15 protein-coding genes are annotated in these 16,023 nt (G+C 38.1%); all 15 read left to right on the forward strand.

From position 1 onward, the window contains the following. Positions 1 to 11 precede the first annotated feature (11 nt). Positions 12 to 1,376, forward strand: a complete 1,365-nt coding sequence (gene nrfD / locus EA341_RS06215; protein WP_293012362.1) for an NrfD/PsrC family molybdoenzyme membrane anchor subunit — start codon at positions 12 to 14, stop codon at positions 1,374 to 1,376. Positions 1,377 to 1,378: 2 nt separating this feature from the next. Then, on the forward strand, positions 1,379 to 1,909 hold the full coding sequence (locus EA341_RS06220; RefSeq protein WP_293012363.1) for a DUF3341 domain-containing protein: 531 nt from the start codon (positions 1,379 to 1,381) through the stop codon (positions 1,907 to 1,909). A 13-nt stretch (positions 1,910 to 1,922) separates the two neighbouring features. Beyond that, positions 1,923 to 2,549 carry a cytochrome c gene (locus EA341_RS06225; protein ID WP_293012364.1) on the forward strand — a complete coding sequence of 209 codons (627 nt, stop codon included), beginning with the start codon at positions 1,923 to 1,925 and terminating at the stop codon, positions 2,547 to 2,549. A 2-nt stretch (positions 2,550 to 2,551) separates the two neighbouring features. Then, on the forward strand, positions 2,552 to 3,841 hold the full coding sequence (locus EA341_RS06230; protein ID WP_293012365.1) for a quinol:cytochrome C oxidoreductase: 1,290 nt from the start codon (positions 2,552 to 2,554) through the stop codon (positions 3,839 to 3,841). A gap of 21 nt (positions 3,842 to 3,862) precedes the next feature. After that, positions 3,863 to 4,897, forward strand: coding sequence for a cytochrome c oxidase subunit II (locus EA341_RS06235; RefSeq protein ID WP_293012366.1), 1,035 nt, complete (start codon positions 3,863 to 3,865; stop codon positions 4,895 to 4,897). A gap of 15 nt (positions 4,898 to 4,912) precedes the next feature. After that, a complete protein-coding gene (locus tag EA341_RS06240) occupies positions 4,913 to 6,802 on the forward strand; it encodes a cbb3-type cytochrome c oxidase subunit I (protein ID WP_293012367.1) in 1,890 nt (629 codons plus the stop codon). Beyond that, positions 6,783 to 7,865: a heme A synthase gene (locus EA341_RS06245; protein ID WP_293012368.1), complete on the forward strand. Its 1,083-nt coding sequence runs from the start codon at positions 6,783 to 6,785 to the stop codon at positions 7,863 to 7,865. Before EA341_RS06240 ends, EA341_RS06245 begins: the two co-directional genes overlap by 20 nt. Beyond that, positions 7,862 to 8,764 carry a heme o synthase gene (gene cyoE / locus EA341_RS06250; protein ID WP_293012369.1) on the forward strand — a complete coding sequence of 301 codons (903 nt, stop codon included), beginning with the start codon at positions 7,862 to 7,864 and terminating at the stop codon, positions 8,762 to 8,764. The genes EA341_RS06245 and cyoE overlap by 4 nt, the downstream gene beginning before the upstream one ends. A gap of 3 nt (positions 8,765 to 8,767) precedes the next feature. Continuing rightward, the gene (locus tag EA341_RS06255; protein WP_293012370.1) at positions 8,768 to 9,349 is read left to right on the forward strand and encodes a cytochrome c oxidase subunit 3; all 582 of its coding nucleotides are present in this window, start codon (positions 8,768 to 8,770) and stop codon (positions 9,347 to 9,349) included. 19 nt (positions 9,350 to 9,368) lie between these two features. Continuing rightward, entirely contained in the window at positions 9,369 to 10,145 is a 777-nt protein-coding gene (locus tag EA341_RS06260; protein WP_293012371.1) for a cytochrome c oxidase subunit 3, read from the forward strand. 19 nt (positions 10,146 to 10,164) lie between these two features. Beyond that, the gene (locus EA341_RS06265) at positions 10,165 to 10,494 is read left to right on the forward strand and encodes a cytochrome C oxidase subunit IV family protein (RefSeq protein ID WP_293012372.1); all 330 of its coding nucleotides are present in this window, start codon (positions 10,165 to 10,167) and stop codon (positions 10,492 to 10,494) included. Positions 10,495 to 10,574: 80 nt separating this feature from the next. Next, complete coding sequence (locus EA341_RS06270; protein WP_293012373.1) at positions 10,575 to 11,243, forward strand: SCO family protein; 669 nt, start codon at positions 10,575 to 10,577, stop codon at positions 11,241 to 11,243. Then, entirely contained in the window at positions 11,230 to 11,784 is a 555-nt protein-coding gene (locus tag EA341_RS06275) for a DUF420 domain-containing protein (protein WP_293012374.1), read from the forward strand. Before EA341_RS06270 ends, EA341_RS06275 begins: the two co-directional genes overlap by 14 nt. Before the next feature lie 179 nt (positions 11,785 to 11,963). After that, on the forward strand, positions 11,964 to 12,227 hold the full coding sequence (locus EA341_RS06280) for a hypothetical protein (protein ID WP_293012375.1): 264 nt from the start codon (positions 11,964 to 11,966) through the stop codon (positions 12,225 to 12,227). Between the two features lie 53 nt (positions 12,228 to 12,280). Further along, positions 12,281 to 15,988, forward strand: coding sequence for an ATP-binding protein (locus EA341_RS06285; RefSeq protein WP_293012376.1), 3,708 nt, complete (start codon positions 12,281 to 12,283; stop codon positions 15,986 to 15,988). The last annotated feature ends 35 nt before the right edge of the window (positions 15,989 to 16,023 follow it).

Genomic DNA, 16,023 nt, shown 5'->3' on the forward strand with positions numbered 1-16,023 from the left:
TTTTATAAGATATGCAAGTTACTTCATCCGTACGAGAGCCGCTGATTACAGGCGGGAAAACACTCAAAGACGTTACTCACGATATCTCAAGACAGGTCGAAGGCAAACCAAGTATGCTTTGGCTATTGGCTGTTTTGGTATCTGTAGGTGCATTGGCGCTAGGTTTTATAGCTTTAGCGGCAACACTTTGGGAAGGTATCGGAATGTGGGGCCTCAACAAGACCATTGGATGGGCTTGGGATATTACCAACTTCGTATGGTGGGTTGGTATTGGTCACGCAGGTACATTGATTTCAGCAGTTTTGTTGCTGTTTAGACAGAAGTGGAGAATGGCAATCAATAGGGCGGCAGAAGCGATGACAATTTTCGCTGTAATCTGTGCAGCCATGTTTCCAATCATACACATGGGTAGACCATGGTTGGGTGCTTATTGGGCCCTTCCATTACCAAACACCTTTGGGTCTCTTTGGGTAAATTTCAACTCTCCCCTTCTATGGGATGTGTTTGCGATCTCAACTTACTTCTCAGTTTCTTTAGTGTTTTGGTATATCGCTTTGATTCCAGATTTTGCCACTATTAGAGATAGGGCGACAGGGCTAAGGAAGATTATTTACAGTGCTTTGGCATTTGGATGGGATGGAGCAGCAAAAACTTGGAGCAGGTTTGAAACCGTTTCCTTGATCTTGGCCGGACTAGCCACCCCACTTGTACTTTCGGTTCACACCATTGTATCTTTTGACTTTGCAACTTCTGTAATTCCAGGTTGGCATACCACGATCTTCCCTCCATACTTTGTGGCAGGTGCGATCTTCTCAGGTTTTGCAATGGTACTGACCTTGATGATTGTGACGAGGAAAGTATTCAAACTGGAAGACTATATTACTATAGGACACATTGAATTGATGAACATCGTAATCATCATCACAGGGTCGATTGTAGGTATAGCATATATTACAGAATTTTTCATCGCTTGGTATTCAGGTGTTGCTGCTGAACAGTATGCTTTTGTCAACAGGGCATTTGGTCCATATTGGTGGGCATATTGGTCTATGATGACCTGTAATGTGATCTCTCCGCAATTATTCTGGTTCAAAAAGATCAGAACATCAATTGTCTTGACATTTATTTTATCATTGGTAGTAAACATAGGGATGTGGTTTGAAAGATTTGTAATTATCGTAACCTCACTTCATAGAGACTTCTTGCCTTCATCTTGGGCAATGTTCTATCCAACTTGGGCTGATGTAGGGGTTTACTTATTTACATTCGGCTTGTTCTTTACCTTGTTCTTCTTATTTGCGAAGTTTTTCCCGGTAATCAACATGTTTGAAATTAAATCTATCATTAAATCTTCATCCACTAAACAACCTAAATAAGCATGGAAAGAGATAAGAATTTTATCCTCGGGGTTTATGACGATGAGGATGTATTAATGGACGCCGTAACTCAGTTAAGGAAAAGTGGTGTTAAAATTCATGAAGTTTATTCTCCTTTCCCAGTTCATGGATTGGATGAAGTATTGGGCTACAGAAGAAGTAGGCTACCTATCGCAGCATTCCTTTTCGGAATGTTAGGGACTACATTAGCATTGGTCATGCAATTCTACATGATGAAGTTTGATTGGCCTATGATTATTGGTGGTAAGGATCATGCTTCTTTACCTGCATTTATCCCTGTAACATTTGAGCTCACAGTTCTATTGGCTGCTTTTGGTATGGTAGGGGTATTTATGGTTGCGAGCAATCTGAAACCTTGGGGTCAGGCTAGGATCTTTGATCTTCGGATCACTGATGATAAACATGTGATGGCAATAGATTTGGCCACCAATGCAGGACTTGGAGAAGAAAAATTAGCTGACGTGCTTAAAATTTCCGGTGCCACAGAGGTGAATAAAAAAAGTTTTGAATAGCTAAATAGAAGTCATGAAAATCAAACAATATCTATATACAATTGCAATGGCTGGATTTGCCTTTAGTGTTGCTTCATGCGGCGCTTCAGGAGATCATCCCGGCTATGAGTACGCTCCACAGATGTATAATTCTGTTGCTTATGAACCTCTATCTCAAATACAAAATGAGGAAGAAGGAAGTTGGTTGTCTAGTCGTGAAGACGGAAAAGGTGAGTTTTATAACAGTAACGTGAACAATCCTCACGGTATGAACATGAGGGAGCCAGTTGCAAATACAGTTCCCCGAAATCGAGATGGATATTTGCCTTATAGACTTAAGACTTTTGAACTGGAAAAAGCAGCTGAACTGAAAAGTCCGATAGAAGCTACTGACGAAGTAATCGCAGAGGGAAGAGTCTTGTACACGCAGTATTGTGCAACTTGCCATGGAGCTGGAGGTGAAGGTGATGGAAAAGCAGGAGAAGTTGTAGGTGGTGTGGCAAATCTTAAAGGTGGAGCCTATATAGATCTCCCTGAAGGTCACATCTTTCATGTAATTATGAAAGGTAAAGGCAGAATGGGTGCTCACGGTTCTCAAATTCCTCAAGAGAGGATTTGGAAAATTGTTCACTATGTTAAACAAGAAATTCAGAAACAATAATCATGGCTCATAGCACTACAAACTACAATTTGGATCAAAAATTTGAGTTCACAGCAGGGCTGAAGAAGTCAATCATGACGGTGTTGGGTATAGGTGCCCTTATCCTTGTTATTGGAATTGTCATGGCCATGTTTGGCGGTGGGAATGACCATGCAGAAGGTGGGGATCATGCTTATCACTGGTATCAAAGATTCTTTGCCAATCTTTGGATAAACAATGTTTATTTCACAGGAATTGCTGTTATCGGTGTATTCTTTTTTGCCATTCAATATGCTGCACAAGCCGGATGGTCTGCAGGAATTCTGAGAGTAATGCTTTCGTTCGGATATTGGTTGCCATTTGCGGCCGTATTGATGCTCGTAAGTTTCTTTATTGTAAATCATGATATCTTCCACTGGACACATAGCGATCTTTTCGATCCAAACGATTCCCATTATGATAAAATCATAGACGGTAAAGGGAGTTATTTTTATTGGCCTATGGAAAAAGGAACCTTTCCTTTATTCTTTGTCATCAGATTAGTTGTTTTCTTTGGTTTCTGGGTGTTTTTCTTCAATAAACTTAAAAACCTTGCTTATGAAGAAGATATTCATGGTGGAACAAGCTATTGGGGTAAAATAAGAAAATGGTCTGCTTTGTTCCTTGTGTTCTTTGCAGTCTCTTCATCTATTTCTGCTTGGGATTGGGTGATGTCAATTGATACGCACTGGTTCTCTACCATGTTTGGATGGTATGTCTTCGCTTCATGGTTTGTGGCAGGACTTTCTGCTATCACTCTAGTAGTTGTTTATCTTAGGGAAAACGGCTACCTCGCAATGGTAAATGAAAACCATGTTCATGATTTGGGTAAATTTGTTTTTGCATTCTCTATTTTCTGGACTTATATCTGGTTCTCTCAGTTCTTACTGATCTATTATGCCAATATTCCAGAGGAATCTGTATACTTCGTTGAAAGATTGGAGAGTGACGTGTACAGCCCGTTCATTTTTGTAAACCTAGTGCTAAACTTCTTTCTACCCTTCCTTGTTCTTATGACAAGAGATGCGAAGAGACACGCTATCTTCTTAAAGGTAGTCTGTTCTCTTATTATCCTTGGACACTGGTTTGACTTCTTCTTGATGGTTCAACCCGGTACTCTTGGACAAAATGGTGGATTTGGTTTAATGGAACTTGGAATGTTCTTGGTTTATGGTTCTGCAGTTGCACTTGTTGTGCTCGGAGGCCTTGCCAAAAAACCTCTAGTTGCTAAAAATCATCCTATGTTGGAAGAGAGTTATCATCATCATATTTAATTATCCGAAAAATTTAAAATTATGTACGGATTTCTAATTGCTATAGGTTCTTTATTACTCTTGTCCATTATTTGGATGGTATATAGAATCCAAACACTTGTCTCAGTTGTTAAGGGAAGTGATAAAAAGATAGCATCAAGCAGTAATAAAATCAATGCTTTGATGTTTATCGTGTTTCTCGTTGGTGCTGGAGGTTTAATGTTCTGGTACTCCATCAAGGAATTTGACAACTATCAATTGCCCATAGCATCAGAGCATGGTGAAGTAACAGATCAGTTATTTTGGATTACAATGGCCGTGACTGGTTTTATATTTATTGTTACTCATATTCTTCTTTTCTGGTTCCCTTATAAGTACCAGTGGAAAGAAGGAAGAAAAGCTTCTTTTTATCCTGACAATAACAAACTTGAAGTGATTTGGACCATTGTTCCGGCAATAGTTTTAACTGTTCTTGTTATTGGTGGTTGGAGAGCTTGGTCTGATATTACCGCACCTGCTCCTGAGAACTCACATGTTGTTGAGATTTTAGGTTATCAGTTTGCATGGGAAGTTAGATATCCTGGAATGGATAATACTCTAGGTGAGCATGATTATAGATTAACATCTGCAAGCAATGTTTCAGGTGTTGATTTTACTGATAAAAATTCCCTAGATGATTTCATGTCTCCTGTAGTGGTTATTCCTAAAGGTGAGCCTGTGCTATTTAAAATTAGAGCACGTGATGTTTTGCATTCTGTTTTTGCTCCACATATGAGATTGAAAATGGATGCAGTACCTGGTATGCCGACAAGATTCTGGTTTACTCCTACTAAAACAACTGAAGAAATGCGTAGAGAGACTGGAAATGAAGAGTTTGTATATGAAATTGCATGTACCGAAATCTGCGGTAGAGGTCACAATGCGATGAGAAAAGAAATTAGAGTTGTTGAGCCTGATGAATTCAGGAAGTGGGTTTCCGAACAGAAGCCTTATATAGTCAACAACCCGTCTCTGGTTGAGAACCTTCCAGCGGAATTGAAAGAATTAGCTGAAATAACAATCAGCGAACATAAGTAATTAAATTAAACAAATATGGCAACAGCTAGTGTAGCTTCTCAGAGTGATGCAGCACATGATCATCATGATCATGAGCACCACGACAATTTTATAACCAAATACATTTTCACTACTGATCATAAAATGATCGGTAAGCAGTTTTTGGTTACGGGTATTTTCTGGGCAATTATCGGTGGTCTTCTTTCCTTAATATTTAGGCTTCAATTGGGTTTCCCAGATATGAGCTTAGAGTGGTTAAGACCTATCCTAGGAGGTTGGATAACCCCTGATGGAGCACTTGATCCTGAATTTTATCTTGCTTTAGTTACAATGCACGGTACAATCATGGTTTTCTTTGTGCTTACCGCAGGTTTGTCAGGAACTTTCTCGAATTTCTTGATTCCACTTCAAATTGGTGCTAGAGATATGGCTTCAGGTTTTATGAACATGTTGTCGTATTGGTTCTTCTTTGTATCTGGTGTAATCATGTTCGTGTCTCTATTTATAGAAACTGGTCCTGCTGGTGGAGGTTGGGTTGTTTATCCACCCCTATCTGCCCTAGAACAGGCTATACCAGGTTCAGGATTAGGTATGACTCTATGGTTGATATCAATGACTTTCTTTATAGCGTCTTCACTACTTGGTGGTATCAATTATATCACTACAGTAATTAACTTGAGAACAAAAGGGATGTCCTTCTCAAGGCTTCCTTTGACCATTTGGGCTTTCTTTTTGACTGCTGTCATTGGTTTATTGTCATTCCCTGTTTTGTTTTCTGCTGCTTTGTTGTTGGTTTTTGATAGAAGTTTTGGAACCAGTTTTTACCTTTCCGATATCTACATTGGAGGTGAAGCTTTGCCAAATACAGGAGGTAGTCCAGTATTGTATCAGCACCTTTTCTGGTTCTTAGGTCACCCTGAAGTATATATTGTATTGTTGCCAGCACTAGGTATCACTTCAGAGGTAATTGCCACTAATGCGAGAAAACCAATATTTGGTTATAAAGCAATGATCATCTCCATGCTAGGGATTACCATTCTATCATTTGTTGTTTGGGCGCACCACATGTTCGTTTCAGGTTTGAATCCTTTCTTAGGATCAATCTTTATGTTCCTTACATTGATTATTGCGATCCCATCTGCGGTTAAAGTATTTAATTACTTAACAACACTTTGGAGAGGAAATCTAATTTTCACACCAGGTATGTTGTTTTCTATTGGTCTTGTGTCCTTCTTTATCTCAGGTGGTTTGACAGGGATATTCCTGGGTAACTCCGCTATTGATATTCAATTGCACGATACCTATTTCGTAGTGGCTCACTTCCATTTGGTAATGGGTTCAGCATCTTTCTTCGGATTGATGGCGGGTGTTTACCATTGGTTCCCAAAAATGTTTGGTAGAATGATGGATGCGAGGCTTGGATATGTACACTTCTGGGCGACGTTCATAGGAGTTTATTTGGTATTCTTCCCAATGCACTACATTGGTATAGCAGGTTTTCCTAGAAGGTATTACTCTTGGACAGGCTTTGAATTCTCAAATATGTATACTGATTTGAACTTGTTCGTTTCTGTTGCGGCAATTCTTACCTTCGGTGCTCAGTTGATTTTCTTGTTCAATTTCTTCTATTCTATGTATAGAGGACGTGTTGCAACATTAAATCCTTGGAGATCAAATACCTTGGAGTGGACTACACCATTGCACCCACAGCATGGTAACTGGCCTGGAGAAATCCCTTCTGTATACAGATGGCCTTACGATTATTCAAAACCAGGAGCTGCCGAGGATTATATCCCTCAAACAGTACCTTTGTCTGCCACACCTGAATCCAATCTTCCTCACGAACAGGAACTTGTTAAATTGGAGAAGGAAATTATAGCAGAGGAGGAGGCAGTTTTAGTTGCGAATGAATCCACAAATTCTTAAATCCATATATAGCTTTCGCAGTATCAGTTTGATCACTGTGATTGCTGTTTATTTTCTGATATTGGTCGGAGGGGTAGTACGAAGTACGGGTTCCGGTATGGGATGCCCTGATTGGCCAAAATGTTTTGGGAGTTTGGTTCCGCCTACAAGCGTGAATCAGCTCCCAAATGATTATCAGGACATATACTTAGCCAAAAGGGTTAAGAAGAATGAAAAGTTTGTTGCTCAATTAGATCGTCTTGGATTTCAAAAGAAAGCGGAAGAAATCAGAAACGACAAGTCAATTCTTATTGAAGAAGAATTTAATCCAGTTAAAACCTGGATAGAATATCTTAATAGGTTATTGGGAGCGGTTATTGGGATTTTGGTTCTGATAACAGTTTACAGATCCTTGTCTCTGTGGAAGGTTGATAAGAAAATTACTATAATTTCTGTTTTCAATCTGTTCTTGGTGCTCTTCCAAGCTTGGATAGGTTCAATTGTGGTGTCTACTAACTTATTACCTTGGATGATTACCTTACACATGGTATTAGCTTTGGTAATAGTTTGTCTTTTGCTATATACTTATTATAGTTCCTACAGGTTAGCAACCAAAACTGGATATGCCACTGAAAAGCCGAATAGATTATATTATATCTTACTTGTAGGCTTTATCCTGATGATAGTTCAAATAGTACTAGGAACTCAGGTTAGGGAAGAAATTGATAAGGTAGCATTTGAACTTGGGTACTTGCTAAGGTCAGAATGGGTAGAGAGGTTAGGTCTTCCATTCTATATTCACAGATCTTATTCCTTGCTTCTATTGGGTGTTCATATTTTATTTATATATAAAGTATATAAATACTCATTAAGAAATACCATGTTATACAAGTGGTCCTTGATATTATTGGGGATTATTGGGCTTGAAATATTTACAGGTATTGGAATGGCATATTTTGCCATACCGGCCTTCCTTCAGCCTATACACTTGTTATTTGGTTCACTAATAATTGGTGTTCAGTTCGTTTTATTACTTCAGCTGAATGACCAAAAGAAATTACAACTAGAAAATATCGGTTCATGAGAACTATTAATATTTCGGAAAATACATTACTTGATGCAATTGCCTTTAGAGGCAAGGCTTATCTTGAGTTGATTAAGTTAAGGCTTTCGGCTTTAGTTACCTTCTCTGCTGGTTTTGGCTTCATCTTGGGTGATACAGGATCAATGTTTTCATGGGGAGCATTCTTTGCTTTAATAGCCGGAGGGTTTTTGATAACAGGAGCCTCGGGTGCAGCCAATGAAATTCTTGAAAAAGATTATGACAAGTTGATGAAAAGGACAGAAAATCGTCCTTTGCCGATGAAACAAATATCCCTTCAGGAAGCGTATTGGTTCACTACGATTACAGCAATTCTGGGTATTTCAATTTTATGGATATTCACAAATCCGTTGACAACACTCTTAGGAGTGTTGAGCATGGTGTTGTATATATTTGTCTACACACCATTGAAACGTGTTGGTCCTATAGCTGTTTTTGTTGGTGCAATTCCAGGAGCTATGCCTCCTTTATTGGGTTGGACAGCAGCTACTGGTTCAATTAGTGTTGAGGCTTTAATTATTTTCGGCATTCAATTTATCTGGCAATTTCCACACTTTTGGGCGATTGCTTGGGTTGGAGATGAGGATTACAAAAATGCTGGTTTCAAATTATTGCCTAGCGGTGGAAAGAAGGATCTCAATACTGCTATTCAAATCATGATTTATACCTTGTTCTTGATTCCTTTAGGTCTGCTGCCAATGTATTTTGGACTGACAGGAATCAATTCGGCAGTAATTGTCACTATATGTGGGGTTTTATTTTTGGCGCAGACTTTCTCTTTGATGAGAGATTGCTCCAGAAAATCAGCCTTGAAAATTATGTTTGGATCGTTCTTGTACTTACCAATAGTGCAGATTGCGTTTTTATTGGATAAAGTTTAAATCATGGAAGAAAAATATGCTTACATAGAAGGAGCTGAACAGCCCATCTCCATGCATCCGAAGAAATTTGCCTTATGGCTTTTCATCGTGACTGTTGTGATGATATTTGCCTCTTTGACAAGTGCTTATATTGTACGCCAAGCTGAAGGAAATTGGTTGGAATTTGAGCTTCCTGATATATTTTATTATACTACAGGAATTATTGTCTTAAGTAGCATAACGTTGCACTATGCATATTTTGCTGCTACAAAAGACAATTTGGCTAAAGTTAGGGCAGGTATGATACTCACCTCTGTTTTAGGGCTTATTTTCCTGATAGGACAGTGGTACAGTTGGACCGCTTTAGTAGATAGAGATGTGTTCTTTGTAGGTAATCCTGCAGGGTCATTTTTGTATGTTTTCACGGGATTGCATGCATTACACTTGGTAAGCGGTGTGATTTTTCTAATTATTGTGTTAATTTCGTCCTTTAGATATAAGGTGCACTCCAAAAATCTTGATACCATGGAAATGTGTGTTACCTATTGGCACTTCCTTGGAGGGCTTTGGATCTATCTATTTATGTTCTTGTTATTGAATCATTAAAAAGTAAATTTTAATTTATATGTCAACGACTGCGACTGCTGTTGGAGTGAGCTCCAAAAGAGGAACTTGGGGAGGTGGTAACGAACCACTCAAGGCTAGTTATGGAAAACTAATGATGTGGTTTTTCCTCCTTTCAGATATCTTTACATTTGCGGCCTTTTTGACAGCTTATGCTGCCATCAGGGTATCTTATCCCACTTATGCTGGACCAGATGACGTTTTTGTAGGTTCCAATGAATATTGGCCTGTACCTGAAATGGTATTCGATGCCCTTCCCTTTCTTCATGGGGTGCATGTACCTTTAGCATTTGTGGGTTTGATGACTTTTATCCTTATCATGAGTTCTGTTACTATGGTTTTGGCTGTTGAGGCCGGTCATAGAAATGATAAAAATGATGTGGTCAAATGGATGCTTTGGACATTATTGGGTGGAATTACTTTCCTAAGCTGTCAGGCTTGGGAGTGGTCTCACTTTATCCATGGTACTGATGGTGGATCAATGATTACTTATGTTAATAATTTGGGAAGAGTTGTTTCAGAAACAGTTTACGGTGCTAATCTTGCCGTGAATGAATATGGACCGGCGGCTTTTGCCCAGCTCTTTTTCTTTATCACAGGTTTTCATGGATTTCACGTTACTATTGGTGTCTTCTTACTCTTCTTGGCGTTTTATCAAGCAGCGGTCGGAGTGTATGAAAGAAGAGGTCATTATGAAATGATTGAAAAAATAGGCCTTTATTGGCACTTTGTAGATTTGGTTTGGGTATTCGTTTTCACCTTCTTTTACTTGATCTAAAACATTTAAATATAGCATTATGGCAATTGATGAAAATAAATCGACCTTGGAAGTTACGCCAAGAAATGAAGAGAAAATAAAGAAAATCTGGAAGACAGCCGGTATTCTTTTAATTCTTACCTCTATTGAATTCGTGTTTGCATTTACATTACCAAGAGGTTTATTGCTTTACGCGATATTTATTGGTCTTACAATTTGGAAGGCTAAATATATTATGATGGAATTTATGCACCTTGGAGATGAAGCCAAGCCATTGTTCTACTCCATTATTGTGCCTTTGATCTTCCTTGTTTGGTTGGTAATAGCTTTGATGAGAGAGGGAAGTGACATCTTTATGATTAGGTGGTAAAAAATAATATTAATAATTTAAAAAAAAGTAGGTTGGGGTGTGACACTTCAACCTACTTTTTTGTTTACTCTATATAAAGTATGAGAGGAATAAGAATATTACAAGGTTTAGTGTTGGTATGTGTTCTGATGGTGCCAGTATTGGTTATAGTTTTTCTAAAATCATTTGGTACCAATCATTATGATATCCCTATTCTATATGAAGATGGGGTAGAAAACCCTTTTCAGGAATGTGATGTGGTGGAAGATGGCCAACATTATATTCCGGAATTCAGATTTACTACGCAAAATAACCAGCAGATAGGTAGGAGTGAAATGGAGGGAAAGATTACTATTGTTGATTTCTTTTTCACTTCATGCCCAAGTATCTGTCCCGTAATGTCTACAGAAATGGAAAGAGTCGATGATGCTTTCAGAGATGAAGATGATGTTCAAATTTATTCCATCTCTATAGACCCTGAGTATGATACGCCTGAGGTATTGGCAGAGTATGCACAACGGCATAATGCCAATCCTGATAAATGGCATTTTCTTACTGGTGATAAGTCCAATATTTATGAATTGGCAAGATGTGGTTTTATACTTCCTACATTAGACGGGTATGGAGATCCTGAAGAGTTTATTCATAGTGATAAATTTGTGCTTGTTGATGAACTAGGAAGGATAAGAGGATATTACAGTGGTACCAACAGGGATGAAGTTGATAGACTTATTTTAGAAGCTAAAATATTAATATATGGAAAGAAATGATGTAATGACGTCTCCTCAAGACAAAGGGATTATGAAGTTAATCACCGTGATTTCGGTGATTGTTCCAGTACTTGTTGCAGTTTTACTCTTTATGCCTTCCAAGCTGGATGTGGCTACTGAATGGGTATACTTCCTGCCCCACCTTAATGCTGTGATCAACACGGCAGCTACGATTGCATTGATTATGGGTTTGATTTTTATCAAGCAAAAAAATATAGCCCTACATAGGGCATCAATGACTTCAGCTTTTGGGTTGGGAGCGATATTCCTGGTATCTTATGTTATATATCATGCTGCTGCTGAAAGTACTACCTTTGGTGGTGAAGGATTCATAAAATCTGTATACTATTTTATTTTGATTACCCATATCATATTGGCAGCAGTGGCACTGTTCCCTATACTTTTGGCATATTACTACGGTTATACTGACCAAAGGCAAAAACATAAGAAGGTTGTGAAATATGCTTTCCCTATTTGGTTGTACGTTACTGTTACGGGAGTATTGGTGTACCTTATGATCAGCCCTTACTATAACTTCTAAACTAAAAATCAAAAGCCAACGTTAATCTAATACAAAATCATGCATTTCTGCCACAGGCATGATACATATGATATTGAAATGGATAGCCCTATTGGTAACTGAGTTATCATGAAATCCTAACGAGTCCCCTTAGCTATACTCGATAGATCGCAGTGACAAGTGAAAATAATTATAGACAGATGAAAATAATTAAAAGCCTAACGATCACATTCCTATTGACGGTGTTTTTTCAAGTTCAATCTTGGGCTCAGTGTGCTATGTGTAGGGCAACAGTAGAAAACAACCTCAATACCGGTGAAACTTCGGTTGGGGCAGGTTTAAATACAGGTATAATGTATCTTTTTATGATGCCCTACCTGATTGCAATGGTAATTGGATATCTGTGGTATAAAAAAGCAAAAAAGAGGAAATCCAAGTTTGTCTTCCAAGGAGAGAAATTCTGAAAGAAAAAGCAAAGTTTGAATATAGACTTTGCTTTTTTACTTTTATCCCGCTTATGCTGAAGAAAAAACGTTTTATCCTCTTGATGGCAGTCCTGGGAATAGGCTTGTTGCTTGCTTTGAATTTTATGCTCAGCAACAGGGAGGGTGAGGAAAGATTTTTGAAGCCAATTTCAAAAAAAATCAATCAGGTAGAAGCTCAGTTTGATCTTGATTTTATAGAGATCCTCATGCGAAACAGGCCTGATGAAGCACTGACTTTTTCAAATCTAAGTATTGATTCCTATCATAACTATTACCTATTCGACGAGGCCGGCAAACTTATCTATTGGTCTGATTTTTCATATATCCCTGATTTTGAAAACATAAAAACACAGGAAAATCAAAGGATTTTAGAAGATAGGGAAGGAATTTATTTTTCCAAAATGAGGCGCTTTAGTAGGAATGAGCAAGGATATATCCTGTTTCAAACATATCCATTGGTCAATAAGCGCGAGATCCAAAATGAATACCTGCCTTCAGGTTTTAATAAATCAGTATTCGGAAATAATAGGTTGGAAATCAGTCCTGAACCGAGAAATGAATTTGTAGATGTCAAAGGTTCCAAAAATGAATACCTGTTTTCAATAAACTTTGGACAGGGATACCAGGTTATAGGACAAACCAACAACATTCCATTGATGGTTTTCTTTTTTTCTTTGCTCTTTTTGATTCTGATATCAGGATTTGATTTTGTAAAAACTATTTGGAAAAAGGGACAAAAATTCATTGCAGTTTTTTACTCATGCCTGATACTCTTTTCAATCCGGGGCTTCATGTTGTTTTTTGGTTTTCCACAGGAATACTTTGACTTTAGCTTATTTGATTCAAGCCGGTTTGCTTCTTCCTTGCTTAATCCCAGTTTGGGAGATTTGCTACTTAACATGCTTTGCCTGATCATTCCTTTTTCTATGATCCTAGCCATTTTGTTGGGTCCCTCATTTACACAAAGGTTCTATGAATTCAGTACAAAATATAAAAGGTGGTATTTCTTTGTGTTGGCATATCTCACCTCCAGTGTACTGTTAGTTGGGTTTTATTATTTATACATCAATATACTCAGTAATGCTCAGTGGGACCTTAATATCCTCAGTATCCCCTCATTTGATTATTTCAAAGGTATAAGCTTGTTATTGGTTTTTTTCGGAAGCGCAGGTTACCTTTTGTTTTCCATTATAGCCTTAAGCTTGGTATTGGAACATAGGCCTTCAAGTAAGACGTATGCACTTAAAGTGCTATTGGTATTCTCTACTCCAATAGTCATCGGCCTATCAATTTTTAATTGGATTTACCTCTTGGTTTATCTTACCCATCTGCTGTTTTTGATTTCCATCATCAGCTTTGAATTGCATAAAAACATTTTCAGGTTAGGATTGAATACCTTCCTTACATTTTTCTTTGGCTGTCTGATTTCCGCAATTGTTACAGGGATTGCAGCGCATGAAGTTTTACTTGAGAGACAGCAACAATCCAAAATCCGCTTCGGGAATCAGCAACTTATAGAAAACGATGTAATGGCTGAGTTTTTTCTCTCTGATATTATGAAAAGGATTTCTGAAGATATTTTTATCAAAAATGCCCTTACAGACCCACTACAGTCCAAGGAGCCCATTGAAAGAAAAATCAGAAGGATCCATATGACAAATTACTTTGACCAGTATGCCTTAAGGGTGAAAGTATTTAATGCATCTGGAGATAACGTATTGCAACGGACCGATGAAGAAAATCTGCAGGATTTAAGGGTCAACTATGTCAAAAGTGATTATGTCACTTCAGTGAGAGACTTATATTTTATCAAGGGAACCGAAGAAATTGGAAGCAATCAATATTATGCTTTTATCCCTCTCTATAGAGATGATGTGTTTTTGGGAACCGTTTACCTTGAACTGAATCAAATCAGGATTTTACCTGGTTCCGTCTTTCCTAAGCTGTTGATGGATCAGAATTACCAGGCTTCTTTAAATGACAGGTATTACGATTTTGCAGTGTATCTGGACGGTGCGCTGCAATACGGTGTTGGGGTATTTAACTATAGAGCTTCGGATTTACATACTTTTCTCGATAACAGCGCCCTGTTCAGTTCCGGTATATACAAGAAACAATACCATCATCTTGGTGTAAAGAGTGATGAAAAAGTAGTTATTGTATCATCTCCGATTTACTCAATCTATTATATCCTCGCAGATATCTCACTTTTCTTTTTGTTTTACATCCTTCTCACTCTTATGAGTGTGGTTATCTATGCCTTGTTAAAAGGTCTGAGGAGCTTCAATTTCAACTATGCGACCAAGCTTCAAATGTATCTGAACTTTGCCTTTTTCTTTCCCATTTTGATCATTTCAGCTATCATATTGGGGCTTTTAGCAAGTTCTTATCAGGATGAACTTCACAGGCAGTATTTCCAAAAAGCCACATTGGTTAAGGATAACCTTTCTGCGATCATGGAAAAACAAAGTGCTGGGGTAGCAGACCGCGAAGATTTTTTCGAAGAAGTTAACAATCTTGCTGGAACCGCAAATATAGAAATCAATGTATTTGATAAATCAGGTTTTCTGATGACCAGTTCCCAACCCAATATTTTTGACAAAAGAGTAGTCACAAGATATGTGAACCCTATGGCGATCGCAGAATTGATTGAAGGGCAAAACAATCTTGTCTTACTTGAGGAAAGTATAGGTAAACTGAATTATAAAGCTGTGTACTCTGCCATTAGAAGCTCAGATGGTCAGCAGGTCCAGGCTATTATTGCCATTCCGTTTTTTGAATCTGAAAATGAGCTTGATATTTTGATCGCAGATGTACTCAGTAATATCTTGAATATCTTTGTCCTTGTGTTCATCATCTTTTTGTTTGTCTCTTATTTTGTCTCAAAAAATCTGACATTTCCTTTTAAGCTTTTGACCCAAAAACTGAAAGTTACTGATTTGGAAAACAACGAACCTATGTATTGGCCATCCAAGGATGAAATTGGTATGCTTGTCAACGAGTACAACAATATGCTTTTCAAGTTAGAGGCAAGTAAAAATGTCTTGGCCAATACTGAAAAAGAAAGTGCATGGCGTGAAATGGCTAAACAGGTCGCTCATGAAATCAAAAATCCGCTTACCCCAATGAAGCTTACCCTGCAACACTTGCTGCGTCTTCAGGCAGCAGGGAAGTTGGACGACCCTCAAATGCTTAAAAAACCTGTGGAAACGCTTATCACCCAAGTGGATACATTAAGTGATATTGCAACTTCATTTTCGACATTTGCCAAAATGCCATTGCCAAAAAATGAGCTGATGGATTTTAGGAATATTGTAAAAAGTACTATAGAGCTGTTTAAAAACAGGGAAAGGGGTACTGTGACTTTTGAAGATTATACGGATAATATACCGCTCACTGTAGTTGGTGACGATCAGCTTTTTGGGAGGGTTATCTCCAACCTGATCATTAATGGAATTCAGGCGGTGGAAGGAAGAAAAAAACCTGTGGTAAATGTATTTATGCGTGAATTGGGAGGCAAGGTGATTGTAGAGATCAAAGACAACGGTAAAGGAATTCCTGAAGAACTTCAAGACAAAATTTTCATTCCCAATTTCAGTACAAAATCCGAAGGGTCAGGTTTAGGCTTGGCCATAGCAAAAAGTGGTGTGGAAACTGCCGGCGGAAAAATTTGGTTTGAAACCCAGCCAGGAATCGGTACAAGTTTCTTTCTGAGTTTTGATTTGGTAATGCACAAATAGCCCTTTAAAAATTAAGGTTTGAAATTGTTTGGCTT

Source organism: Mongoliibacter sp., assembly GCF_007692705.1.
In the GTDB taxonomy this organism is placed as follows: Bacteria; Bacteroidota; Bacteroidia; order Cytophagales; family Cyclobacteriaceae; genus Mongoliibacter.